The 25,124-nt window shown below is 58.9% G+C and carries 27 protein-coding genes; 10 read left to right on the forward strand and 17 right to left on the reverse strand.

The features are described from left to right. Positions 1-2,316 carry a type IV secretory system conjugative DNA transfer family protein gene (locus HKD28_RS10175; RefSeq protein ID WP_077804188.1) on the forward strand — a complete coding sequence of 772 codons (2,316 nt, stop codon included), beginning with the start codon at positions 1-3 and terminating at the stop codon, positions 2,314-2,316. A gap of 215 nt (positions 2,317-2,531) precedes the next feature. Here HKD28_RS10175 and HKD28_RS10180 read toward each other — a convergent pair whose 3' ends face one another. Genes HKD28_RS10180 through HKD28_RS10195 form a run of 4 tightly spaced genes read right to left on the reverse strand, consistent with a single transcriptional unit; the run spans position 2,532 to position 7,560 of the window. After that, positions 2,532-3,218, reverse strand: coding sequence for a DUF6037 family protein (locus HKD28_RS10180; RefSeq protein ID WP_328750176.1), 687 nt, complete (start codon positions 3,216-3,218; stop codon positions 2,532-2,534). Between the two features lie 49 nt (positions 3,219-3,267). Further along, on the reverse strand, positions 3,268-6,444 hold the full coding sequence (mobF, locus tag HKD28_RS10185) for a MobF family relaxase (RefSeq protein WP_077804187.1): 3,177 nt from the start codon (positions 6,442-6,444) through the stop codon (positions 3,268-3,270). Beyond that, positions 6,441-6,791, reverse strand: coding sequence for a hypothetical protein (locus HKD28_RS10190; RefSeq protein WP_077804186.1), 351 nt, complete (start codon positions 6,789-6,791; stop codon positions 6,441-6,443). The genes mobF and HKD28_RS10190 overlap by 4 nt, the downstream gene beginning before the upstream one ends. A 10-nt stretch (positions 6,792-6,801) precedes the next feature. After that, positions 6,802-7,560: a BRO-N domain-containing protein gene (locus HKD28_RS10195; protein ID WP_077804185.1), complete on the reverse strand. Its 759-nt coding sequence runs from the start codon at positions 7,558-7,560 to the stop codon at positions 6,802-6,804. A 448-nt stretch (positions 7,561-8,008) separates the two neighbouring features. Here HKD28_RS10195 and HKD28_RS10200 point away from each other — a divergent pair, with 448 nt between their 5' ends. The 5 genes from HKD28_RS10200 to HKD28_RS10220 all read left to right on the forward strand — a co-directional run bounded on the left by HKD28_RS10200 (position 8,009) and on the right by HKD28_RS10220 (position 11,433). After that, a complete protein-coding gene (locus HKD28_RS10200; protein WP_149026844.1) occupies positions 8,009-8,563 on the forward strand; it encodes a hypothetical protein in 555 nt (184 codons plus the stop codon). Between the two features lie 115 nt (positions 8,564-8,678). Further along, entirely contained in the window at positions 8,679-9,524 is an 846-nt protein-coding gene (locus HKD28_RS10205) for a hypothetical protein (RefSeq protein ID WP_077804183.1), read from the forward strand. Beyond that, positions 9,524-10,090 (forward strand): hypothetical protein, encoded by a 567-nt coding sequence (locus HKD28_RS10210; RefSeq protein ID WP_077804182.1) that lies wholly within the window; start codon positions 9,524-9,526, stop codon positions 10,088-10,090. Before HKD28_RS10205 ends, HKD28_RS10210 begins: the two co-directional genes overlap by 1 nt. Positions 10,091-10,199: 109 nt before the next feature. Beyond that, complete coding sequence (locus HKD28_RS10215) at positions 10,200-11,009, forward strand: hypothetical protein (protein WP_077804181.1); 810 nt, start codon at positions 10,200-10,202, stop codon at positions 11,007-11,009. Positions 11,010-11,031: 22 nt separating this feature from the next. Further along, complete coding sequence (locus tag HKD28_RS10220) at positions 11,032-11,433, forward strand: hypothetical protein (RefSeq protein WP_077804241.1); 402 nt, start codon at positions 11,032-11,034, stop codon at positions 11,431-11,433. Positions 11,434-11,541: 108 nt separating this feature from the next. Here the strand turns inward: HKD28_RS10220 and HKD28_RS15750 are convergent, their stop codons facing one another. Then, entirely contained in the window at positions 11,542-11,820 is a 279-nt protein-coding gene (locus tag HKD28_RS15750; protein WP_228119316.1) for a hypothetical protein, read from the reverse strand. Positions 11,821-11,946: 126 nt separating this feature from the next. Between HKD28_RS15750 and HKD28_RS15755 the strand changes: the two genes are divergently transcribed. Continuing rightward, positions 11,947-12,162, forward strand: a complete 216-nt coding sequence (locus tag HKD28_RS15755) for an antitoxin VbhA family protein (protein ID WP_063905511.1) — start codon at positions 11,947-11,949, stop codon at positions 12,160-12,162. A 7-nt stretch (positions 12,163-12,169) separates the two neighbouring features. Then, a complete protein-coding gene (locus tag HKD28_RS10230; protein ID WP_077804179.1) occupies positions 12,170-13,645 on the forward strand; it encodes a Fic/DOC family protein in 1,476 nt (491 codons plus the stop codon). A 175-nt stretch (positions 13,646-13,820) separates the two neighbouring features. Here the strand turns inward: HKD28_RS10230 and HKD28_RS10235 are convergent, their stop codons facing one another. Together HKD28_RS10235 and HKD28_RS10240 are read right to left on the reverse strand one after the other, a co-directional pair. Then, positions 13,821-14,495 (reverse strand): hypothetical protein, encoded by a 675-nt coding sequence (locus HKD28_RS10235; RefSeq protein WP_077804178.1) that lies wholly within the window; start codon positions 14,493-14,495, stop codon positions 13,821-13,823. A gap of 314 nt (positions 14,496-14,809) precedes the next feature. Next, entirely contained in the window at positions 14,810-15,478 is a 669-nt protein-coding gene (locus tag HKD28_RS10240) for a hypothetical protein (protein ID WP_077804177.1), read from the reverse strand. 250 nt (positions 15,479-15,728) lie between these two features. Between HKD28_RS10240 and HKD28_RS10245 the strand changes: the two genes are divergently transcribed. Beyond that, positions 15,729-15,896 (forward strand): hypothetical protein, encoded by a 168-nt coding sequence (locus tag HKD28_RS10245; RefSeq protein ID WP_167369412.1) that lies wholly within the window; start codon positions 15,729-15,731, stop codon positions 15,894-15,896. A gap of 240 nt (positions 15,897-16,136) precedes the next feature. Here HKD28_RS10245 and HKD28_RS10250 read toward each other — a convergent pair whose 3' ends face one another. The 10 genes from HKD28_RS10250 to HKD28_RS10285 form a co-directional block, all read right to left on the reverse strand. Continuing rightward, positions 16,137-16,313, reverse strand: a complete 177-nt coding sequence (locus HKD28_RS10250) for a hypothetical protein (RefSeq protein WP_194268055.1) — start codon at positions 16,311-16,313, stop codon at positions 16,137-16,139. 151 nt (positions 16,314-16,464) lie between these two features. Next, entirely contained in the window at positions 16,465-16,590 is a 126-nt protein-coding gene (locus HKD28_RS15905; protein WP_255376059.1) for a hypothetical protein, read from the reverse strand. Between the two features lie 141 nt (positions 16,591-16,731). Further along, the gene (locus tag HKD28_RS15910) at positions 16,732-16,860 is read right to left on the reverse strand and encodes a hypothetical protein (protein WP_268898553.1); all 129 of its coding nucleotides are present in this window, start codon (positions 16,858-16,860) and stop codon (positions 16,732-16,734) included. Positions 16,861-16,888: 28 nt separating this feature from the next. Beyond that, positions 16,889-17,383: a single-stranded DNA-binding protein gene (gene ssb, locus HKD28_RS10255; protein WP_077804176.1), complete on the reverse strand. Its 495-nt coding sequence runs from the start codon at positions 17,381-17,383 to the stop codon at positions 16,889-16,891. A gap of 741 nt (positions 17,384-18,124) precedes the next feature. Further along, entirely contained in the window at positions 18,125-18,949 is an 825-nt protein-coding gene (locus HKD28_RS10260; protein ID WP_077804175.1) for a hypothetical protein, read from the reverse strand. A gap of 326 nt (positions 18,950-19,275) precedes the next feature. Continuing rightward, positions 19,276-20,481: a helix-turn-helix domain-containing protein gene (locus tag HKD28_RS10265; protein WP_149026843.1), complete on the reverse strand. Its 1,206-nt coding sequence runs from the start codon at positions 20,479-20,481 to the stop codon at positions 19,276-19,278. Positions 20,482-20,552: 71 nt separating this feature from the next. Beyond that, on the reverse strand, positions 20,553-21,254 hold the full coding sequence (locus HKD28_RS10270; protein WP_077804173.1) for a hypothetical protein: 702 nt from the start codon (positions 21,252-21,254) through the stop codon (positions 20,553-20,555). 240 nt (positions 21,255-21,494) lie between these two features. Then, positions 21,495-22,151, reverse strand: a complete 657-nt coding sequence (locus HKD28_RS10275; RefSeq protein WP_077804172.1) for an Abi family protein — start codon at positions 22,149-22,151, stop codon at positions 21,495-21,497. A gap of 125 nt (positions 22,152-22,276) precedes the next feature. After that, positions 22,277-22,783 (reverse strand): helix-turn-helix domain-containing protein, encoded by a 507-nt coding sequence (locus tag HKD28_RS10280; RefSeq protein ID WP_077804171.1) that lies wholly within the window; start codon positions 22,781-22,783, stop codon positions 22,277-22,279. A 698-nt stretch (positions 22,784-23,481) separates the two neighbouring features. Further along, entirely contained in the window at positions 23,482-24,018 is a 537-nt protein-coding gene (locus HKD28_RS10285; protein WP_207728953.1) for a TetR/AcrR family transcriptional regulator, read from the reverse strand. A 152-nt stretch (positions 24,019-24,170) separates the two neighbouring features. Between HKD28_RS10285 and HKD28_RS10290 the strand changes: the two genes are divergently transcribed. Then, positions 24,171-24,965, forward strand: coding sequence for an SDR family NAD(P)-dependent oxidoreductase (locus HKD28_RS10290; RefSeq protein ID WP_194268056.1), 795 nt, complete (start codon positions 24,171-24,173; stop codon positions 24,963-24,965). Positions 24,966-25,124: the final 159 nt, after the last annotated feature.

Genomic DNA, 25,124 nt, shown 5'->3' on the forward strand with positions numbered 1-25,124 from the left:
ATGACGGCTCGCAAGATTGGTGCCCCCCTTGGCCATCAGCAGGTCGAGCGGGGAAAGACATACCGCGATACCCGCCCGTTCTGGACGAAAACGAAGGAAGAGCTGCGTTCCCCTCTGGCCGGATGGCTTGGCTTCGTCGGGGTCGGTCTGGGCTGGTTCGTGCCCGCGATAGATGGCGCGCTGATCCTCGCGGCCCCGGCCGTCGCGGCTTGGGTGGTCCTCCGTCCTGAGCGCCTCCCGCTCCACATGCCGCGTTACAGCGGGCTGAAGGATGCGAACGATCTCAATCCCAAAGATCGCAAGGCCCGTCAGGCCAACGGCATTCTCTATCTCGGCACGGAAGCCCGCACCCGACGCCAGCTCTGGATGTCCTCTGACGCGGCCCGTCAGCACGCGGCCATTCCGGGCACCACCGGATCAGGCAAGACCACGGCCATTGTCTCCCTGATGACGAACGCCCTGGCCCATGGCTCCGGCTGCATCCTCGTGGACGCCAAGGGCGACAACACGGTCTACGGCGATGTGCTGGCCCTCGCAAGGCGGTTTGGGCTCGATGACCAGGTGCTGGCGCTGAACTTCCTCGCCGCCTCCGGCACCCGGGATTCCAACACCTTCAACCCGTTTGCCACCGGGAATGCGGACGCCATTCGCGAAATGCTGGTCAGCCAGCTTGGCGAACAGTCGGCCAATGATTCCAATGGCGTGTTCCGCGACCGCGCTGTCGGCCTCATCGGCACAGTGGTTCCGGCCCTCGTCTGGATGCGCGACACGCACGGCATCCCCATCAATATCGACGCCATCCGCTATGCGACCGACCTGCGCTGGATCGGCACCCTCGCCCGGCACAAGGTCTTCCTCATTCGCAATCCCGGTTCCAATCAGGCCATCGAGCGCAGGGTCGAGGATATTCCGGACGATGTGCTCTGGCCACTTCAGGCCTACCTCGGCGAGCTGCCCGGTTATGATTCCTCTCTGGAGTGGAACGCCCAGAAGGAAAATAGACCGTCCGAGCAGCACGGCTATGCCAAGATGTATTTCTCGCGCGTCTTCACCCAGCTTGGCGTGAGTTTGGGGCATATCTTCAGTGCGGAGACGGCCGACATCATCATGCGCGATGTGGTCCTGAACCGCCGCATCCTGATCGTCATCCTGCCATCGCTGGAAAACTCATCAGACAGTCTGGCGGGCCTGGGCAAGATCGTCGTGGCCTCGCTGCGCGGCGTCATGGCCCAGCTTCTCGGGGCCAAGCTGCACGGCTCTGCCAGCGAAGTGTTCAAGCTGAAGGCCGGTGCCGGCGATGCGCCGTTCCAGATCTTCTTCGATGAGTTGGCCGCCTATGTAACGGACGGCATGGACCGGATGCTCGCCATGGGCCGTGGCCTGAACTGCATGTTCTGGATCTCGTTTCAGGATCTGCCCGGCCTGACGGCCCGGATTGGCGAAAAGGCCTTCTCGCTTCTTGGCAATGCCAACCTTACCCATGCGCTCCGGCTTCAGGATGCCATGAAGACCCGTGAATGGCTGGAACAGCAGGCCGACAAGGTTGAGGTGACACAGGCCACCCGCGTGGAGAATGATGGCTACGGCTATTACAACGGCTCAGGGGCTGAGGTCCGCGAAGTTTCCCGTCTGCCCTGGAACGATTTGCAAAGCCTGATCGAAGGTGAGGCCGTGACGATGTTCGGCGGCCGCGTCATTCATTCCAAGACCTTCTTTGCCGACATCAATGGACGCTCCGGCGAGGTCCGCCGCGCCCGTCCGGTCATGCTCCCCTCTCCCAAGTCCGGGCATGGTGTGGATCCGGACGCCGAGACATGGGGCATTGTCGAAACGCTGGAGAATGGAGACTTCCAGATCGAGACCGGCAGCTCGAACCTCCCGCCAGAGGTCAAGGCCCTGATCGGCAAGATCGCGAATGAAAACCATCGGGACAGCAAGGCCCTCATGGGCGATGTCAGTACGCACCTGACGGAAATCGCGTCTTACCTGCGGACGGCGACGACACAGGTACAGGCGGACGGAAGCACGCCGTTTGCCGGGATGCTGGCCTGGGGCCGCTTCCATCGCGACGATAACAAGGATGAAAGCCTTGTGCCTGCGCAGCCCATGGATGGGGCCTTTCTGGGGAAGGTCGAGCAACTGGAGCGCCTGGTTGGGAGCAGGACGGGGCGGACGCCTCGTCGTCGTGCTGTGCTGGTGCTGGCGACGCGCGATCAGATCAGGGTCCTTCCAGCCAATACGTCCGGAGCGAAGGGGGCGAACGAAAAAGAGATACTGGCATCTTTCCGCAAAATTGGGGAGCGCCTTCAGGCGTAACGTCGATCTGCGCAAGACGACTTAAGAGCAATGCAGAACGCTTCGAAAGGCTCGCATTGTCCCCAGCGATCCAGCCATAATAGCCAAAACAAAGCAGCCCTGATCCGCTGTGGCAGCTTTATCCGGAGACCAACGGTTTACTGTCCGCGGACACCAAACATGATGAGGCCATCCGGATTGGGGCGAGTATTCACCTCGCCCTTCTCAAAAAGCCATTAACCAGGAAAGCCTCCAGGCGCCACAGCTCTTTGGGCATCTCTTTCTATTGCAGTCCAGCAAGAGGAGATACGCTGCTGCCTGCAATAATCGGCGTAGGCCAATCCAAAAGAAAACAGAGTCCGCCTATAATTACCATCGGTTACTTGTTGATTGACTGGTAGTTGTCTCCACCCATGAAAATATGGCCGCTCAGCATCCTCAACAAAACGTGCAGGTGCGGGTACTTGATGAGGATCAGGGACTACTAAAGGGTTCGCGCCATTCGGTATCTGCCCACTAGCAGCAAAATTTTGTAAAAAGGCAGAGGTAGAAAACGGCATAGCAGGGTCATAACGCAAACCCAAATAATTGCACAGCCTTCTATATTCTTCATTGTCCAGAAAAGCGTCAAAATGAAGATTTAACGTCCCGTAAAATATAAATGCAAACGGGTTTACACCGGTAGCCCCAAAAAGTAGGGCTAAGGGTTTGTTGTTTTTTCCGGATTCTCTAGTGAATACTACCGAGAAATGTACACCATTTCTCTCGTAGGGAAAAACGCATCGCTGAATACCCTGATCAACCATGCTATCCAGGAGGGGCCGGAGCTCATTCATCGCAACCATAACACATCTCTCTACCGCAAAGTTTTTGAGCTTCGGAACGAGCTCCCATAGTTCCACTTCTGTTCTATGTGAGGTCATTTCAAGTGTTTGGGGCGTCTTTTCGTCAGGCTTGAAAGCATTCCCAAGCTTAGCCGGAAGGAGAGAGATGCTCCGAAAGCTTCATTACCCGTCTTGCGCGCAAGTCGCGCTCTTCTTGAGACGCAACAGAAGCACTGGCTGCCAGAAGCTCCTCAATCTGACGGTCAAGATCTTTCAGTCTCGGCCGCGCCGTCTTTTCTAAGGTAATCGCCTGAACCCGGTCCGCGACCTCGCGCCCGTAGTCCCGGCCCTCCTGCGCCATCTCCTCCTGCATCTTGCCGAGACGGATCAGTTCCTGAACGTGCTTCTCCCGTTCCTCCTGGGACGTAAAAGGCAGATCCATGCCAAGCGCCTTATAAGGCTTGTTGGACATGCCCTTGGCCACATGGTTCCACAGATCGTCACTGGTGATCTCCGTCGTATCACCGAGCGCGCGCCCGTTGCGCACGGCCTCAAATGTCGCGCCGTCTGAGATCATGGTCCAGGTCGTGCCTTTGGCGCGGCTCTCCGCCACGTAGGACGTGAACCCGGTTGCCGTCGCGACACCTCGCGGGAGCGCGTTGATATGCTCGTCAGACGTGAGGCCCTGGGCGGCATCAATGGTCATGGCATGACCGAAGCCAAGCAGGATCCGGCCGGTCTTGTGGTCCTTCAGCCGACGCCACTCAACATCTGCCTCCCGACCATCCTTCATCCGGACGCGCAGGCCGTCCTTGCCGTGCGAGACAACCTCCACGACATCGCCATTGTTGCCAACGGTGGTCCCTTTCCCTTCGACCGCCCCCCAGGTGCGCCGGAAAAGGCGCAGTCTGTCTCCGGCCGCCACCTGAAGCTCGTAGGCCTCGCCGCGCTGATCGACCGCATCGAGCTTGACCTCATCGCGGGAGATTTCGCCACGCTCCTGCAGGATCCTGCGCACGGCGCGGCTGAGATCGGCCGCGTCCTGATTGGTCAGGGCCGACATGCTGATGCCACGCGTTGAGCCGGACGCGGCCAGGGCGTCGCGGCGTGTGACATACAGCTCGGCAATCTGTTGCAGCACTTCGTCCTGGTCGCCGCCGACCAATCGGATCGTGCCATCCTCACGCTTCATGTCGATCGCACGGCGCACCTCTTCGAGGTGAAAGGCGTTGCGGGGATCGTCCGAGTTCTCCTCGTCCCGGTTGGCGTAGGCGGCCTTCCCTTTGGGTCGAAGCGCTTCCAGCGCATCCGCACTCGGCTTCTCGCCACGAAACAGTCCGGCAATCTCACGATTGCGGGCGGTCGTCTGGCGGACCGTGGAGAGCAGCTCCGGCATGTCCTCCTTGGCCAGAACCCTGCGCAGGATCTCGACGGTATCACCGGCCTCAATGGACTGTGCCTGCTCCCGATCACCCAAGGCCTTGATGGTACAGCCGCTCGCGCGTTGCAGCTCCAGAAGCTGAAGCATCTGGCGCGGTGCGATCTGCCCGACCTCGTCAATGACCAGCACCGTGTTCTCGTCCACCGTCTGCTCGCCTTTCTCCAGGCGGCTCAGGAACGGCATCATGGCGTAGCGCTGATGAATGCCGGCATCGCCAAGCGCATCGGCCTGACGCCAGGCCGTCGCAAGGCCGATCATCTCACGGCCCTTCTCCGAAAACCGGGTATCGCGCTTCCAGGCATCCACAAGCGGCTTAAGCAGCGTTGTCTTACCGGAGCCGGCAACGCCCGTGAGCATCGAGATCTTTCCGGCCTTCCCCAGGGCATAGATTGCCGCCTTCTGGGATTGGCCGTGCTCGTTGTCAAAATCGAGGTCGCAGCGCTCGATGGCCTCTGTGAGTTGGGCATCCGAAAGGGAAGCGCTGCGATCCGCCGAGGCCCTTACGGCTTCTTTGGCGAGCGTCTCTTCGACCCGGATCTGGGCCGTATTGGTCACGCGGACCCGATCATTCTTCATGCAGGACACGAGGCTGACCTGCTCGCCCCGGACCTCAAGCCCCTTGTCCTCGATCAGTTTGACGACCTGGTCAATGTCCTCAATGCCACCTGAGATCCCCGCACCGATGAGGCCGCGTGCCGCGTACATCCGCAGTTTGTCGTGATCGAGCACGGCAGCCGTCTCGAACTCCTTGCCGAGATGCTTGGCCGCAAACGCATAGGCCTGCTCGTGTCGCTCCGCGACCGAGAGTGCAGGAGCTTCGGCTGTATCGAGAACGCTGTGATGCTCCCACCCGATCTCGGCGGCGCGCTCGCGCCAGGCCTGAACGTCGTCGGCGGATTCATTCTTCTTCTGCCGGTGCGCCAGACTGGCGGCCTTGAGCATCTTGTTCTTCAGCTCGGCGGTCATGGCGTTCCAGTCATGACCTTCTTTCTCGGCATAGGCTCGCGCGGCCCGCGTCACCTCGGCCGTGCGGCTGGAGAAGGCGTCACAGGCCTCCTGCGGAACAGCGGAAATAACAGTCGCCTGCTCTTTGGCGTCGTAGGACTGCGCAATCCCGAGTTTGCGCAGCTCATCCGCCAGCTCCGCCTGGAAGAAGGCTCCGAACTCGTGGACGCGGGACCGCAGGCGCTTCGTGTCCAGCGAGCCTACATGGCCGCTGTCGGTGACAACGACATTGTAGAGCGAATTATGGATGTGCATCTGCGGATCGCCCCCGGTCGGAGCCTCGCGCAGGTAGGTTGTATCGGTCTCGGCATCATGCAGGGTCAGGGTCGGTCGAGACGTGCGGTGCCGGTAGGACGTCCAGGCGACTTCCCCGGCCTCTTCTCCGTCTTCCCCACCATGGCCGCGTCGGGCAAAGCCCAGCTCACGGGCCACATACTGCATGGTCGCGTCGTTGGCCCGCTGCACTGCGTTCCAGATCGCGGCTCCTTCGGCCTGTGTTGGCGCAAACTCGGCAGCCAGAGTGACCGATTTGTGCGGGGCCATGGTCAGGTCGTAGGCGCTGATCTTCCGCTTGGCCTGAGACCATTGCTCGCCATTGTCGGCGCGCTTGCCTTCGAACAGGGCCGCAAGTGTTTCGGTCGTCGGCATGGCCCGCCGATCCACGCCAAGCACATCGGCCATCTTCTGACTCATGCCCGGATTGAACGACGCCCTGCCATCCCGGCCGAGGTAGTAGTTCGTGAGGCGCTGACCGTCGCCGTCAGGCACCTTGCCGGTATCCGTGCGAAAATCGTGCTCCGGATCCGGCGCGCCCTCGGTGAAGTAGGCGGCGACGAACCGGCCGTTGCACTCCGCCGAGATCTTGCGGAAGGTCATCATGACGGGCGGCCGTCCTCTGCTTTCGTGCGAACCTTGCGGCCTTCAAGCAGGTCATTGTTGCGGGCGGTCGTATGGTCGATGCGCCTGATGACCGGCTCCTGATCCTTCATCAGCTCGACCAGGCGCGCGAGAATGTCGTCCAGTGTCGGGCCGTCCCCCTTCTCCGAGGGGGTCAGAAGCTCAATGAGGATACTCAGCTTTTCGCTGATGAACCGGATCTCTTCCCCCTGCTCGTCAGAGCGGGTGATGAGATGCTGAAGAAGCTCCCGGTCCGTAATATCGGTCTCGGGAGCGCGGTCGGGGGTCTGGGTCTGATCTGTCATGCTGGCAGGATAGAAAGCCCTCATGCGACTGAGATCATTTCGTCAAAGCGTCAGGCCGTTCCCTCTCCTTCTGTGCGGTTGTTGCCGCCTGCATGACCCATTGCGCTAGTCGAGTGCTCAGAGAGATGGCCTGATCAAGCTGTTGGCCGCAGGAATTTTCGGTCACGGCCTTGTTCATGATGACGTCCTCGGTTCGGAAGTTTCGCCACAGGGATCCGACCAGTTGAGCAGAACTCACCAACGCCTGCACATCGGCCTGATCAACCTCGACAAGAATTTCTTCCAGATCTCGCGCTTCGATGTGAAGAGGCCGCCCCGGCAGGTTCAGAACCATATACCGGCCTGGCAGTCGGAGCCTCTCTCGAAGCCGCATCATCTCGGCTCCCTCAACACCGGCCTGAGAACGGTCTTTGCCGAGGTAGGAACCTGTCTCGAAAACTTCCGGCAAGACCGCGTCTGTAACCCATCGACGAAAGGCCTTTGCGTGAGGACAGCGAGAAACAAAGGTGAGGTGAAGGGCACCGCTTCTGCTAACCGCGTTGACCGTCTGCAAACCTCCATGGGTCATCATCTTCATTGAAGTGTGCTCGTCATCATCCAGCCGCAGCATCGCATCGCGTGAATTCGAGAGCCCCAGTACCATGCAAACCTGGCTAGCACGGAGCCATAGTTTTCCTTCGTGAACCACGCCCTCCAAACAGTGGTTTTGAAACATAAACTCGGTGGTACGGGCAGCATCATGAACTGCCTCTGCGGCGACAGCTCCCGCTTCGGTATCCCTGTCCTTGGTCATGGATGGTCGGCTCCTGATGAGGCAGCCCCCTCACTGTGAGGTAGGCTTCTCTTCCTCTTTCGGCCGCCATCGTGCTGGGTCTTTATGCGACTGAGATGCCTGAAATAGACGGCCTCTCGCGCTCTGGGAGCAGCAAAGGGCGTCGTTAGTTCCGACGCCCTTTCAAGCCCGCACGGCGCATCCGCCCGCACCAACGGTGCAATGGTCTATGAAGAAGCTCTTTTCTTTGCCTCATAGTTGCCTCGTCAATTCTCAATCCCGCCTTGCAGTCGCCTCGTACTAGCCTCGAAATGGCTTCGGAGACGCCTCGTAGATGCCTCCATGATGCCTCGAACTTGACACGGAGATGCCTCGCCTGCGAAAGAGGTCCGACGCACCAGAGGCCGTGAAAACGGTTCAGAGTGCGAGGTGTGTCCAGAACGGACACAAAGCGGGGGCGAAAGTGATCATGTCCAAGGCACTGAGAGAGATTCAGGAGGCACACAAGACACGCCCTGCTCAACCGCACTCGAAAGCCGTCTATCAGTGGCTCAGAAAAAATCAGGACATCGTGTCTGAACTTCGCGAGGCGAAAATCGCCACCTGGGAGATGATCGCCGAAGCCGCGAAAAAGGATGGTGTGGAGGTCGAACTCTCTCCGGTTGGACTTGGGGCCATCAGAAAAATGTGGTCACGCCTCAAGAGCGAGCGAGAGAAAATCACAGTCGGAAAACCGGCAAACGACGCACCCGATCAGACGCCAGAACCGCCGAGCCGAACCCCGGCAGACTGGCGGCCTGCCGCTGTGGAAGAGTATTACGCGGAACGTGAGGAAAGACCCGTCGCGCCGCCACCTGCCGCCACGCCACAGGTGCCCGCCATTTCGGCCGCCGTAACGTCACCGTCCTCCAGAAACGCGGACCCGCATACGAACATTTCTGCTGAGGGTCGCCAGTCTCTGGAACACATCCGGGCAAAGCTCCGGGCGCGCAGAGAAGAGAAAAGAAGGCTCACGCCAGACTGATTTTTTTCTGAGCGGCGGAGTTAAGTCGCAGAATGGCCCGGCACTATGGCGTCTGAAAGAGGAAGAGAAGCCCATCTCACAGTGAGGGGGCTGCCTCATCAGGAGCCGACCATCCATGACCAAGGATATTGCCGCCAAAGCCCCCACAGGCGCTGCCGACCAGAAGGCAGCCGCCCCCAAGCGCAAGCCGGTTATTTTTACGATCATTGGCCGTCAGCGGGTCGGGAAGACGACCCTGCTTAATGCTCTCGCCCAGACAATCCACGAGCAGGGCGGCACACCCGAAATCTGGAACACCGATCTGCTGAACCGGTCGCACTCCATTTCCAGTTTCCATGATGCGAAAAGCCCCACAGGCGGTGACACGAAACGTCAGCGGAAATGGCTGGAAGAAAAGATCCAGTCTCTCATGGAAAGTCGCCATGACGCCATTCTCGACATCGGCGGCGGATGGACAGCGCTGCATGAGTTAATCAGCACGGAATCACTGACACGCGCCCTCGACATGATGGGCATCACGCTCTCAGTGGCGTTCCTCATCGGCCATGAACGCGCAGATCTCGATTATCTGGAAGACCTCCAAACCAACAAGAAGTTCTCTCCCCGGAACGCCGCAGTCATTCTCAACGAAGGCCTTATTCCTCCTTCCCTGGACGTGGATGACGTCTTTGAAGAGGTTGCCATTCACCCTGCGGTTGTCGAAGCCATGGACAACGGCGCAAAGCTCGTCCTCTATCCGGCTGCCGAGCCCATGAAAGACGTCTGTGACCGAACGCTCACATTCCGCGCCTATGCCGAGGGCGAACAAAAGGACGGGTTCCCGACCACCTCAATCTTTGACCGGCTCGCGATTGACCGTTGGTACCGCCGTGACTTCCCGGTCTTCCTGCGGGAGCTAGGCGAGCCTCGTCTGCCGAATATGCCTAAGGGCCTCCCTGTTCCGGCCGAAAGTGACGTGTAATGTCTGACGGCCTTACCCAGAGGATTTCCGACTGTCAGGCCAGATTTGAAAGCTCACTGGATGCGCTCCGTGAGCAGACGCATCGGTGGACGCTTCGGCCGCGTTCACCTGAGGCCAAGGTTCTGGATGGCCTCATGATTCTGATGGAGATGAACAATCTTCATCAGGCCCTCCTCCTCAAGGATCGCGAACACTCTGAAGCAGCGCACAGAGCGCTGTTTCAGGAGGCCGAGAAGCGGATGGAGCAGTGTGTCGCGAAGTGTGAAAGCCTGCTGGATCAATGCACACGCTCGGCAACGGAGGAGGTAATTGAGGTCAGGCGTGCTCTTCATGAAGGCGTGGCAGCCTCTCGCCAGCTTCAGAAGATTGACGAAAAGACCGTCAAGGCAAAGGTCGCGGAAGTCCTTGGTACGGTCAAAGGCGAAATCGCCGAGAGCATGAAGGCCCAGATCGTGATGGCGGGCACCCGGGTTCGAAGGGACGAAATCAGCAAGCGGGCCGGATGGTTCGCCACCATGATCGTCGGGGGAACCGTCTTCGGAATTATCCTCGATCACCTCATTTAGGTGTGTCCGTTTCGGACACACCACCTCGCGCCATCAGGCAGCGTTTCAAACAGCCCTCAAAGTCGCAGACGACAGACGGATACTGAGCACCCCAACACAGGAGTGCCCAATGCCGCCCCCCGTCAAACAATCCTTCCTGATTACAGGTCTGGCTCTCTCAGCCGGACTTGGCCTCAGCGGTTCGTGCCAGGCGCAGTCGATCGAAGTGCCTAACGGCCTGCCGGAAGTCCCGCATGTCGTCTATCCGGAAGTCGGCCTGCCGAACTTTACGGTACCGGCCGGGACCGTCCAGCAGATCGGCGGAGACGGCAAGGTCATCCAGACCACTCAGCCGGTCTCGACGGGGTCAGACTCACTGCAAACGCTTTATAGTAAAGCGTGGGGCTATCAGGCCGCCGACAATGCCTCCTCCATCGGTGTAAACCCCGCTGCCTTGGCCGCGACATGCCAAGTGGAGTCCGGCTGCCAAAATGTCCATACGGCGAATAGTTCAGGAAACACGATTACTGGTGCCTTCCAGATGTCGAATGGCACATATTCCCAAGAGATGAGCAAAGCCCTTGCGGATAATCCGGGGTTAGCAACCAGCATTACGTCTGGAACAGCAGGTCAGCAAGATCCTGCTACGCAAGCCGTTGCAGCCGCACAATATCTAAAGGATGCCGCCCTGTCCCTTCAGGCGGCAGGCGTCACCAATCCTACCGCGCTAGACACACGAGGCTATTATAACTTCGGACCTTCAGCCGGAAAGCAGATTGCTACTGCTTCGGACGATATGCCCATGAGCGATATTCTGACCAGTTTTTCTTCGGACAAACTTGCGCAAAACGGCATATCGGCGGGAGAGACCGTGGGCCAATGGAAACAGGCTACCGCAAACAAAATGGGCACCGGGGCAAACGCCTCTGTACTCTCGTAAAAGATAGAGGGATCATATGTTGATGACTAAAGCTTTCACTTTTGCGGCCTTCAGTCTGGCACTAGCCAGCCTGTCCTCTGCCCATGCTGCGGGCAAACACCCCATCAAAGTTCTGCCAGGCTACACATGCATGGCTATCAACCAGACCGACGAAGAGGCGATGGATTTCAACCATCCCGCGCTATTCAAATCAGCACCGTCCGACACAGCGAGCGATGCAGGCCTTGCTGGCGCACAAATGGCAATCAAGACCGGGGCCTCACCAGTAAACGGTTATCTCCCCACGCTGCGGATTGATTTTAAGCCTGCATGGGTGAAAGCCACGCTGGTCAAACCTTATGCGGCCGCAGCCGACCCAAAAGCGCGTTGTGTCCCCGCCGTGATGTCTGATGGCACACAGGGATTCATGTATCCCCACAACTAATTCGCCATCACCACGACTGATGACGATCAGGCAGCCTCCGGGCTGCCTTTTTCATATCCCCTGAGCCTGGACGTGGAGACACCGGAACCTACCACTTCGCGGGCAATGTCACCCGGCTTTGCGGATCTCGGCGAGAATAGGATCGGCCTTACGTTGCCGGGGACAGGGATGGGCCAGATGAGCCGCTTCCAGATCCAGCAGCCACAGGGACAGATCAGCCGGAAGTGAGGACGTGCCCTCCAGGCAGCGCCGGAACTGGTTTCTGTGCATATCGCATTTCTCGGCGGCCTGACGCTCGGACCATCCGATCCGGAACAGGGCAAGAGACAGGCGCGGACCGGTCAGGTGCTTCGGGCGGCTATCGAGAGGGGAAAGGCTTTTCGTCATGCGAGCATCCTGCCGCTGTGTTCTGCGACTGAACGCAAAAAATCTCGCCTTGAAACACATCTTCAGAACGGCCACGAACCACCGGAAAACCTTGCCATTCCGGGCAAAAACCGCTATTTTCTTCTTATGAGTTCAGCCAAAACCCTCTTCGCTCCGACGCCTTTTTCCGCTCTTTCGGATGAAGAGCGCGCGCGCCGCCAGGACGCGGTCGAGTGGACTCTCGCGGCCCAGAGACGGCAGGGCTACACGCATGATCCCCTTATCGAGGATGCCTGCCAGTCGTTCGTTGCGGGGCAGATCGACCTTGCTGAACTGGGGCGGAGACTGAATCCCGCCCTCTGACGCGTCGATGCCTCCCGTCCACGGTTACACCTACCCGAACGTCTGCGACGATCCGGACCAGACAGACGTCCTGCGGAACCGGATCGGCCTTCGCCGCCATTCCGAACTTCACCCTGAAGAATACCGCCGCACCAGCCACAGGATTCTGGAAATCCGGCTTGGAATGGGGCCATCCGGCTCTTTCGATGCCGACCACCTGAAGGCCATTCATCGGCATATCTTTCAGGACGTCTATGAATGGGCGGGCCACATGCGCCACGAAAGGCCGGTCGTGGACGGGGCACGGGTCGAACCGATCGGCTCCATGCGGAAAGGGTCAACAACCTTCCTGCCCGGCTCCCACATCGACATGGGGCTGACCGAGGCCTTCAAGCCCATCCGCGACCCGGACGTCCTGAAGACCTCCACGCCGGAGCAGTTTGCGGCCATCGCCGGCAAGGTTCTGAACGAACTCAATTACGTCCACCCGTTCCGGGAAGGCAACGGCAGAACGCAGGAGGCGTTTGTCGCGGAACTCGGCCGACACTACGGGCATAATGTGGACCTCTCCGTCATCACGAGATCTCGGATGGTCTCCGCGTCCATTGCCGGCACGCAGGATCCGGACCATCCGGCCATGGCGGCCCTGCTGACGGACGCCAGTTCGCCCGCCCGCACCCGTGCTCTTAAGGAGCTGATGCAGGACATGGGCTCCGGTCCTGCCGCAAGGCCGCTGGATGACCTCGTCATCCGCACGGCCGCGCCTGGGGAAACTGTCTCGGGGATCTTCAAAACACGAACCAGCTTATCCGGTGCGTTTGAAACGCCTGACGGGATCGTGGCGGTGCCTGTCGCGGATCTGCGAAACGCTGTCCGAATGGACGGCGGGTACACCATCACCGTGCAGTCGGATTTTTTGACGGCCTCTGCTGCTCCGATGCTTCGGCCCGTACCGCGTCCGGTCGTCCCGGCTGTCTTCGGGCCTGCGGAAGAGAAGCGCGAAAACGCGCTCCTGGCACAGGCCAAGGAAGAAGGCCTTAAGGCCGCCGCCTCTCTTCATGCGTTCTGGTCGGCCCCGCCTTCCCTCGTCTGCCGCGACATCGAGGCCGCTATCCGCCAGGAGGGCGGCGATGCAGCACAGGCCTTTACCGGCATGAAGGCCGGAGGCCGTCATGCGGCGCTCGGGAAAAAGATCGAAAAGGAACTGCGCCACAATCCGACCTTCGCGCGCGAGCTGGGCAAGGTGCAGAAGGACATGGCAGCCTATGGCGACAGTCGGGGAAAGGCCTTTGCGTTTGGGGCCGCTCACGGTCGGGAAACAGAAATCCTGACAGACCTGGCCGGGACGGATCGGGAGATCGCCCGCCATGCCAGCCGGACTCCCACTTCTGAACCGGGCCGCGCCCTGATTCAGACCCTGACCGGCCAGCCCGCCCTAACCGCCACAACGGACCCGGCAGACCGCCCGTCTCTTTCGTCTGCCCAAACACCCGGCCCCGGCTGATCGCCCCCGGTTTTCCTAGACCCATCCTGCCTGTGCGGCGAGCACACTGACGGCGACGAAAGAGGAATGGAGGTGGCGTTTTCCTGAGCCCATCCTGCCACCGGCCAAGACGGGCGACGGGACAGGCCGTCGTCGGAAAAGAACGCGGGTGAACGAACCCTTCAGGGCCGCCCGGTTAAAGGAGCCGTTCACGGATGATTTTTCCGGCGAGTTCGATGGACTCATTGCTGTTGAGGCCACCCGCACTGGTGAGATGCGGGATCACGGCGAGAGGCGTCTCTCCGGGATAGAGCCTGATGCGTTTTGTGTGGTTTCCGACCTTGAACTCCGCGAGTTCACACTTGATTTCTGGTTCGGATGCGATGCTCACGAAATCTCGCTCGTGTGTTACGCCGACGCCAATAAACAGTTTTGGTCTATGCTCCTTGACCTGCGCTCTCATTGTCTTGAAGCAAACATTTCTGACATATGCGATGTAATCGGCCTTGCTTGCGAAGCCTGTACGCTCCTGCGCTTCAGCGGACCATGTATCGACGGTCAGGCAGTTTTCCGGGAAGAGGTTTGTGAGCATGTAGCCGCAGTCTGGAGACGCGAAAATGCTTCTTTCTTTTGCAAACTCGAAGGCTTCGCTGATGGGATAACCCTCGATGCAACAAAGCAGCTTGTGGGCTTTTCGATTGTATCCTCCGGGGTATCCCCATTGCTTTTCGACTGAAAAACCTTCTTCCGCGACCAGGGCGGGATTTGTATTTTCGGAATCACCAAACTCAATGCCACAGAGCCAGGTGGAAGGCTTTTCAGCACTTCCAATATCTCCCGGCCCATCAAACCGGTAGTCGTCCAGCCTCATCGTGTGACCTTTAACGAACGACGCATTTCTTGAAAGCATTATGGCCTCTCTGGAAGTAACTTCGTTCGAGACTAGGAAACCGCGTTGAGGGAGGCAATTCTACCCTTGCCTCTTTCGATTGCCTTAGCGCAGCCCCCTGTGGGGGGCGAGCACTGGGGGCATCACACTCCGCGCCGACTAGGCGCGTCCGCCTTTGCGGGAAAAACCGAGAGGGGGACACCAGAGGGCGGACGGGAGAAGAGGCCGAGGGCAGAGCCGAGGCCGTCAGCGCGGCCCCGGTTAGTGGCCGGACCTGCTGGCCCGGCTTGTGGGGGTTAGAGAACGGCCCCCCACTGTGCGGCGCGGACGTTCTCGGTGAGGCTGCGGGCGTTGTCCTTGACGTAAGGCTTCCAGTCTTCCCCGATCAGTTCGCGGTAGGCGTCACATGCGCCCTGAGCCAGGACGGCGAGCGCGTAAGCCTTGGGAGCCTGCTGTGCAGCGAAACGGACGGCCCGATCTACGCGGTTTTCCCCGCCGTCGATGCCTTGGCGGTCTTCGTCGCGGCTTTCGTTGCTGAAAGAGTTCTGTTCGTCGCGGGCAATCTGGCGCTTGTTCTCGTAGAAGTTGGCGGCCCCATAGGCAGAGCGGATCAAGCCGTCCACGATGCGGCCAAGGTGCATTTCCATGGCCTTGAAATTGCGCTCGCCCCGGAAGTCTGTGACGACAAGCACGTCCTCAAGAAGCGTGTACTGGTCGCGGATCATGCTCAAACCGGCCCCCATCAGCTCGTCATAATCGCCAGCCTCGAAACCGAAATGCTGAACAATGGCGGAAATCTTGTCATCATTGGGGGCGAGACGGAGAACGTCCGCCAGCGTGGGGGAGGCAATGGCCTTGGTGCGCTCGCGGGCTTCGTTGAAACGGCGGACGGCGGCGGGGCTGGCCTTGTTTGCAGCCTTGCGGTTCTGGGCCTTCGGTGCGATTGTGGTTGCTGCGTCGGACATGAAACTCACCTTTTCTAGTCTAGCGAAGTCCCGTTCGGTGCTAGAACACCGTTCGGGGCGCTTTGTCTTGAGGGGCAATCCCTTTCGACAAGTAAAAGATAGCCTTTCTGGCCTTTCATGACAAGAGAAAAAGCACGAAAAACCGCTATAAAACGCGCTTTATTTTTGCGTGACAAGTAAAAAGATTTCTTGATTACTTTATTAATACCTGTCGTTTTCCTAGACCCATCCTGCCCGTGCGGCGAGCACATTGACGGCGACGAGAGTGGAACGACAGTGGCGTTTTCCTGAGCCCATCCTGCCACCGGCCAAGACGGTCGACGGGACAGGCCGTCAAGCCCGGAGCGTCCTGAGCAAGGGTGGCTGGCCTGCGGCTGATGCGGGGTCGCGTGCGGCCCTGCAGCAGACGCGGGCCTGACACCTGCCGCCGAGGGTCGCGCAGTGGCTTTACGGACTGGCACGGCGACTGTCAGACTGAACGCTGGATGCGAGGCCGCCGTCGTGGAACGGCCCTCCCGGGCGGTCCTTCAGGACCGTTCGGGAGGGACGAGGAGCCGTCTCACGGTCGAACGTGCCAGACCAGGACCGTCCGTTCAGGAAAAAGAACGCGGGTGAACCGTTACCCGGATGGGCCGCCCCGACCCTTCTTCTGTTTTTTCTACCTACGGCCCTGATTTGCACCGGAACAGTCCCGCGTCAGGAAGAACACACCCCCACCCACGGCAAGCACCAGCAGGCCTCCCCGGACTGGATGCAAAAAGCCCTGCCAGATCAGGAGAAGAACGGCTGCCTGAATACTCAGTGCAACAATGCGGATTATGGTTTGTCGTGACATGAGCGCAGTCTAGCTCTTTCCGCTGCCCTGGCGCAGTCCCCCTGTGGGGGGCGAGCACTGGGGGCATCACACTTCGCGCCGACGAGGCGCGTCCGCCTGACTAAATCGGGCGAGCGGACAAAAAAAGCGGCCCGGAGGCCGCCTGTCCGTGTCACTGATGGGACGTTCGCAACTTTGCGAGCCGGGTGGCAATCGGTCCGATCGCAAGCCCCAGACCGATGGTGAAAACAGCGGCAGGAAGAAGAATAAACAGGATACTCTGAGTCACGTTATCCATTGGTTTTCGCCTCCGTCTTGTCCTCAGGATAAGGGATATAGGCCAGAAAAGTCAAAGAAATTGCCTCACGCGCCGCACCCAGAAAAAAGCAGGTGACGGCACGCATGGGGGTCAACGGTCCTGTCCCGGAGATGAGTGGGGTCACGATGCCGAGCCCCACGCGCTGAGGGCGAATGTCTGAAGGACGCTGGCAATCGCCTTGTAGCGGTCTTCCTTGTGTTTAGAGCGCTGCGGTGGGGGTAGCAGCGCCATGAGGCGGTCTTTGTTCATCTTACGCTATGCCCCTTCCCCCCGGCACTCAAAATGGAATTTCGTCATCGAGGTCGTTCCCGCCCGGTGCGTCCCAGCCCGCATTGCGGTTTCCGTTGCCAGACGATCCCCCAGACCGGCCGCCACCGTTTCCACCAGCAAAGCCGGCATCGCCCTCATCGCCATTGCCTCGGTTGCTGTCGATCAGCACCAGCTCACCCCGGAAACGGTCAACGACGACCTCTGTGGTGTAGTGCTCCTGACCACCCTGATCGGTCCATTTGCGGGTGCGGAGTTCGCCTTCGATATAGACCTTGCGGCCTTTGCGGAGGAACCGCTCCGCCACGTCACCAGCCCGCTCATTGAAGATGACGACACGGTGCCATTCGGTACGCTCACGGCGCTCCCCGCTCTGCCGGTCGTTCCAGGTGTCGGACGTGGCCAGAGGGAAACTCACGATCTTGGACCCGGACTGCGTATTGCGGACTTCCGGGTCTTTACCAAGGTTGCCAACGAGAATGACTTTGTTAACAGAACCGGCCATGAGAACCTCCAAGAATTAAGGAACGTATCAACTGGACTGTTTCGGCGTTATTGCCTTCGTCCATGAATAGATATTAGGTTTTTACTTTATCGCAGTCAACAAAAACCGCAGGAAACCGCCGTTTTTGAGAAAATAAATCTTCAATAATTGACGATTTACTTGTTGAATACTTAATGGATATTTGATGTTTTCCTAGACCCATCCTGCCCGTGCGGCGAGCACACTGACGGCGACGAAAGAGGAATGGAGGTGGCGTTTTCCTGAGCCCATCCTGCCACCGGCCAAGACGGGCGACGGGACAGGCCGTCAAGCCCGGAGCGTCCTGAGCAAGGGAGGCAGGTTTGCGTCTGCTGCAGGGTCGCGCGCGGCCCTGCAGCAGACGCGGGCCTGACACCTGAAGCCGAGGGATGTGCAGTGGCTTTACGGACTGGCACGGCGACTGTCAGACTGAACGCTGGATGCGAGGCCACCTCCATGGAACGTGCCTCCCCGGACGGTCCGCAGGACGGGCCGGGGAGGTTGAGGAGCCGTCTCACGAACCGATCCCCAGACCAGGGCCGACCGTTATTGGAAAAGGATGCGGGTGAACCGTTACCCGGAAGGGCCGAGACGCAGGGTCCAGACGCACGGTTGAGGGCGGCTGGACCCTGTGGCTCGGTCGAACTTGGCGACGCAGGAGCCTAGTAAGATAGAGTGAACGAACCCTTCAGGGCCGCCCCCAATCCTCTTTTCGCCTACCCTTCAAATCACCCACGGGTCAGTCTCGAAGAAAGAAAACATACTATCCCCTCTCTCCCCCTCTGCTTTCTTCATTTTCCTTCTCAAAACTCTGCGCTCCTGGCGCGCTTTCCGCCTCTTCTTTTCGTGGGCCTTCCAGCAGCCCCGCAGGACAGCCCGCAGCTCCGGACACGAGGCACTGATCTGTCCATAGGACTGACGCCGAAACCGGGCGACGCCACCGAACCGGTCGATCCCTGTCAGCAGGGTGCTCCTGCCGATCTCCGGATAGAAGATCACGCCGAGGCCATCCTGCGCATCGGGTGTCGAGGGCGGGCGGAGAAAGAGGGTGGCGAAGCCGTCCGTTGTCTCAACCCATCCCGGCACCGGCCCTACCAGTCGGCGCAAAGGCATCAGGTCAAAGTCAGGGCAGTTCTCGGCTACGGCGGGCGCGAGAGGCGCAGACCTGTGCCAGAAGCTGGCGCTACAGCCCGCCCAGTCTCTCGAAGGATCCGTTGGAAACAGGATCGAGAAAACGGTGATGAGGTCTGCTTCATACACGAGCTGACCGCCCTGCCATTTGGCAAAGCCCGGATCATCGAAGCTGTCGAAATACTCCATGCCCCGGATACTGACGTCCGGATAGTCGTCGGACAGCCCGTGACCGTGCCCGAGGAAGGACGTGCCGATCCCGTTTTCGAGGGTCATCACCAGCGTGGTGTCGTTCTCCCACGCCATCTGGCTTGGTGCACAGGTCCGGTAGGCGCGCTCTTCCGCGATCTGGCGCAGACGGTCCTGCGGGGCGGTGAGCGTAAAGACTGTTGTGACGGGACTAGCCACGAGAAGCATCCTTTTTCTCTTTTCAGATGCTTTCCCGCAGGCGCAGACGGCTGGACGGGACAATGGCGCGCCCTCAGGGCGCGGGCCGCGTGCGGCCGAACCATTGTGGCGGCCGGACGGCCTGTGGCGCGTCTTCCCTGTTTTTTCTTATTTACAAAGTGCGCGTCCGAGGAGTGTACGATTGACGGCTGCTTACGCCTACATCTCGGACGTGTGGGGCGTGGCTCAGCGCCTCCCCAAAGCAGACGTCGCCCGTTGCACGCGACGACGGGTCTGCTTGAATCCCGGTGCAGCTCAAACTCATTTTCGGGCAGGCCCTAAGAGGGTTCGTTCAGTTATTCCCTATCAGGGAACGGGATTATTTCTCCTTTGGGCGACAGATCGGCTGCCGACGACCCCGTGCGAATTTTGAGAGAAACAACTTCTGCTGGCTCCCGATCAAACCAACCGCTCGGTAGACTGCACAAGCTCTCGACATCCGACGCCGATATCGTGAACTCCGTTGCCAGAAGATCGGCCTTACCGCGAACTCCATGCTCGACAATCAGGTTAAGGCTGTCACGGAGCGCTTTCGGCGCCACAATTGGCCAATTGTGGTCCAGTGGCTCCCCTTTCGACCAACCTTTGGCAGAGTAAAGTTTATAAAGTTGCCGAGTATATTCCTCGGGAATGATCTCAAGGTCACTAAGGCGCTTGATCTGAGCCTTAATCGAGACACGCCACCGCTCTTTCAAATTGGTGAGCATCGCCAGTGAAGGGTATTTAACTTCGTGTGGATATGTCGTGGAAGGCATAAGAAGAGCGCTTGCCAAACGAAACGCCTGCCGTTCGATCATGCGAAGGTTATCTTGGAACTCCTCCTCCGGTACCTGGTGATGCAGTACGACATGGGCAAGTTCGTGAGCAGCGTCCATCTGCCGACGAGGAAAGGACATTTTATCGGTTGCTAGGAGCACATGCGGGCGCCCGTCCACTGGAGACCAACTGCAAAGACCGTCCAGTTTGGTCGTGCCCATCGGGATCGTCGCCACTACGATACCTATACGCTCCATGAGCACCACGACATCGCCACATGGACCTTCGCCCATGTTCCAGTGTTGGCGCAGCCGTAGCGCAATGTCTTCGATGTCTTCATCTCGAAGTTCGCCGTAGGTCGCCCCATCTAGAACATCGGGGATGTCGATTTCCGGCAGGTCGACATAATGTCCTAGCACGAAGCTGACTTCCTGAAGCCAATGCATTTGCGCCTTTTGGTATGCCAGATCACGCACAAGCGTGCTGGCCAAAGAGCGCAGAAATGTTGGACGTTCGCTATGGTAGGGCGGCCGAAGAAAAAATTCAGGCCGAACGCCTAACTCACCAGCAACTCGGACGAGCGTGGAATAATCGGGACTCTGGTCAGCCCCAAGATCTTCCCAACGCGATACTGAGGTAGGGCTGACACCAAGACGTCTTGCGAGCGCAGATTTGGTTGCAATCCGGCGAGCCTCGCGAGCTTCGGTCAGTCGGGCGGGTATAAATCCCGGAGTACCAATACGCATATTTCGAATCCCATCGGCTCCGTACCCAATGGATACGGAGCAAGCATACCTTGTCTGAAACCGGGTTCCGGTTAGTCGGTGGTTCCCTCAGCGATATCGCTGTCGGGCTGTGTCTCGGGTGGGACGAATATCTTACGGGTTTGACGCAGCTTCACAATCTTCGCTTCACAATCCGGACCATCTGGTGTGACTGGATCGGAAGCGTAACCGCCCAGGAATTTCTCCAAGGATTCGTAGAAGATAAAGTCTTTATAATCCGACCCGATTACCCCGATTGCGATTTCCTCGATCATCCCGGCGCGCTCGCGATCCCTCGCGGTCAAGAAGAGCGCGAAGATATCAGTTGGCCGCGGGCTTTTCTCATCAACGAGAAGGCTAGGCTGAAGATGGACGTTAAGCGTCACCCCGGCTGCTCTCGACATATTCTTGGCAGGAATCTTGCGCCGTTCCGGCATGGCGGCAAACCCGAGGATAACGCCAGATTCGCGACCGGCAAATCGTGCAAAGGGTTGGAACACCTTCAAGTCGGTACCGAGCATCACGCCATCGATAAGCAGATGCCCGCCATGAAGCTGAACGACCTCTTCGTAGCCTTCTTCCTGTAGACGGAATCGAATTTGACCTTCCGCTTCCCGACTACGCTTTGGGTTAAGCGTCAACTCTTTGCGCACCACCTCGTGTGCCTTGAGTGCTTCTGCCCGCAGCCTGTCCTCCAGATCGAGCAAGAGGTGCTTGGGTAGAGCGTCAAGAATGGTGCGGCGAATATCGGTCATAGGGTTTGTTTAGCGAATAAATGGATTTAATCTAACATTTTTCGCGTTTTGAATGAAGAATCTCTTGGAAATCGCGCTTGACAATAAGCAGCTCCCAGCGGGGGCGGGTTGAGCATAAGTGCATTGTCGTCTCCGCCTTCATTGCCAGTCGGAGGTGGGATGGAGCGAGTGAAATAGGAGGTCGGCAATGGTGGTGTCGGCGCTTCCGGTGCCAGAGGGCGGTAGCTCAGACTGCTATATCTAAGCGCCGTCACCGTCTTGCAAGACAAGTCGTTCGGACGGGAACACTTGGGAAAAACGATCAAGCGACCGGCACCACGAGGCGGCCGCCGGCGAAAGCCACACCGTGATTTGCAGGATCGCGGAATGGTGTTTTTCTAGGTCCCAGAACAGGATCGGCTCATGATGAGCGATCCGGTTGCGGAGAAGGCGGATCGGGGTCAGGGGGACTGACAGGCTCTTGCGCGTGAGACCCTTACCATCCTCGCGTCTGGCAATACGGTGCAAATCCGTCTGCCACAAATTCTCGTAGGGCTTGCCAAGCATCGTGGTCCAGAAGCTCAGGGTGAGGGCCGCTACGACGCGGCCAGGCGTGGCCTCCTTGCGCTGCCGCGCCAAGTCCAAGAGCGCGGCCGTGACCTGCTCCCTTTGATAGGGGCCGATTAGGAGATCTGGCTCCTCGAACCAACGGCACCCCTTGTGCTCCGCCAGCACGGCATGGACGCGATTACGCAACGCCACTTCAAGCACCTGAAGAGGGACGTAGAGCGCTTCGGATAGGCGCGTGTTAAGGGCGTAGAGGTCGAGCGCCCTCCGCCGATCGCCACCCGCCCAACTCAGGTAGCGGCTGAACCGCTCCAGCGAGAGGGCTTGTTCAAGTTCTTCGTCCACGATCATATACACGCTCCCGAAGGCGTCCTCTGGCCTTGCCCTAGGACGTCAGTTGATCTATATCTTTCCGCGTAAGCCCCGGTCCCGTCTCTGTCAGCAATGACATGCGGCCGGGGCAACCTGTTTCTGGGCTAGGATTTTGTCCTGACTCGCCGTCGGAGCGGCGATAGCTGTGCGTCCGACCGGGCTTGGCGGAGCGCCTTTTTCGCGTCTTTTTCCCGCGCGAAGTCAGGCTCCAGGGAACGCACCTTCTCAATCAGCCCATCCAGATGATAGATATTGCTGTCATAGTCGCCCGCAGCGGTGCGCCGCATCTCGCGACGGATCAGCCCGGCTTTCTCCAACAGAGCGATGTTGTTCTGGATCGCCCTCACGGTTACACCCATACGGTCCGCCATATCCTTCTTCGTGGGAAAGGGTGGGCGGCTCGCGTCGTACCAGTATTCCAGCAGCTGGATAATGATGTTGAATTGCATCGGGCTCAAGTTCATGCGCCCTTGGGAGCGAATGAGTATCGCAGGAACGCCGGCATAACCGTGGCTGACCACAGATTTGCCCCAAATCCCTTCCGTCGAGGAAAGCTTGCGCGTCGGTTTGGCACTCGGAAAATCAACGACGGTGTTAGTGGTCTCGCTCATATTACTTCTCCTGACGCCAACCTATGGATGGGACCGGACCAGCGCAACGCTCGCACAGAGTGGGGGTGGTGAAATCGAAGGGGCTACCCGATTAGGACTACTTGCGATGCTATCTCTGAACGCTGCTTAGGTAGCGCTACTTATGTGGTTGTTTGGAGGGGAGAGGTGGCGCACTAAATACCTAACAGGTAGATGAAAATAATTCTCTACCATCGGAGGAATTTCGTTCTGAAAATCAACCTTGAGTCGACAATCACTCCGGCTGATGAAGGAATACGTATGATCGACGCTCATGTTTTCCGCGGTAGGCGTTCGCCTTAGCCCGGGTCAGCTCCATGCTCGAACCCGTCATGGAGTAGACGCCGCGCGCTCCGCCGAAGCCGGGCCATGTCTCGACCACCTGGAAGCCGCTGCAATAATCGCTAACCGATCGACTGAGTAGCGGCGCGCAATTCGTCTCAAGCAACGTCAGGGCGGCCAACTCGACGATCACGCTGCTCCAAGTCAACACCTATATTTGAGGCGCTCTGGGATTTGCGAAGACGTCCGCTTTCAGAAGCATTCCATCCAAAACTCGATTGACCGGTTCCCCCCCCCCCGATCATGCCGGTCCGCGCTCCCTATCCGAGAGTGGATGTGCTGCTCTCGCCTACATGTCAGCCGTTAAGTTGCATAGCTAGCGTCATCCTTACCGGACATCAGTTCGAGGGAGCGGAAACATCGGGAACCGCCTTGAGCGCCTCGTCGACAACGACCTGAAGCTGTTCCTGACGAAAACCGTCACGCGCCTGAATAGCCATGCCCTGCATAACAGCCGTGACGTAAGACGACAGCCGTGTCGCGTGTTCTCGGCTGACCCATCGCTGCAATGTATCGGTCAAAAGCGCGCGAAACTGCGCGCGACGTTGCGCCAGATCGCGCGCCAGATCTTCATGGTCGGGATGACTCGCAATCATGCCGGTATTGAGCATACAGCCGACTTCACCCGCTGGATCCACCAGTCCGCGTGCCGTCCCTTCAAGGAGGAGGCGGACCGCCTCGCGTAGAGAGCATGCAGCTTCCATGAAGGACAAATCCGACGCACCACGCATATTTGCATACCGGTCCAAGGCCTCGCGATAAAGCGCTCCCTTGTTGCCGAACGCCGCATACAGGCTCGGTGCGCCGATGCCAAGTGCCGCCGTCAACTGCTGGAACGACACACCTTCATAACCGTATTTCCAGAACAAGCGCATGGCGGTTTCAAGTGCCGCATCGCGGTCAAAACTTCGGGGGCGCCCGCTGGGACGTTTTGACGCTATTTCCATAACGATCATTAAACATCGTTTGACAGCAGGAATCAACGAAGTCATTCTTAAACGATCATTACAGAATGGAAGATCGATTGATGTCATCCAGCAAACCGGTAGCTCTTATCACCGGCGCCTCCTCCGGTATCGGAGCCGTCTATGCCAATCGTCTCGCCGAACGCGGCTACGACCTTCTGCTGGTTGCGCGCCGCGTCGACCGACTGCATGCAATTTCAGAAAAACTCACAAGACAGCATGGGGTCGAGATCCGGACCCTCAAAGCTGACCTCACAGTTGAAAATGATCTTGTTTCGCTCGAGGATCTTCTGCGGTCTGACGAACGGATTGCCTTGCTTGTGAATAATGCGGGAAATGGCAAGCTCAGCAACACGGTTGATATGTGCGATGTTGATGCGAATGCGACGCTCGCACTTAATATCGTCGCCCCGACCCGGCTGGCTCGCGCGGTTCTTCCCGGCTTCGTCAAACGTAACACTGGCGCGATCATCAATATTGGTTCGGTGATGGCCTTCTGCGCGCTCCCGATCACGACGCTTTATAGTGCGACCAAAAGTTACCTTCTGACGTTCACCCAAGGCCTGAAGACCGAGCTTGCCGAAACCGGCGTGCGCGTGCAGGCCGTACTTCCGGCCGGCACCGCAACCGAGTTTTACGACCACGCGGGAATCCCGCTTTCGGCCTTCGATCGGGCCGCAATCATGACGACCGAGAATCTGGTCGATGCCGCATTGGTCGGGTTCGATCAAGGTGAAGATGTAACACTGCCGTCGGTCCATGATGCGGGTTTGTGGTTGGCCTACGAAAACGCTCGCTCGACTTTGTTCGGTGCAACTCAAACAGGGGTGCCTGCACCGCGCTATAAAAGGACCTGAAGAACGCTAGATTTGCGGGGATGTCCGCTTCCCAGCGATCATGCTGGGATAGCGGACTTTCCGCTTTCCCCCCTAATTAGGCGTTGGCATCGGCAGAGTGTGACAGGTGTTCTCGCGATGGGGTGCTAAATAGACAGACCGCAAAGTCGCAAAGTACGT

This window comes from Gluconobacter cadivus (assembly GCF_015244745.1).
Lineage (GTDB): Bacteria > Pseudomonadota > Alphaproteobacteria > Acetobacterales > Acetobacteraceae > Gluconobacter > Gluconobacter cadivus.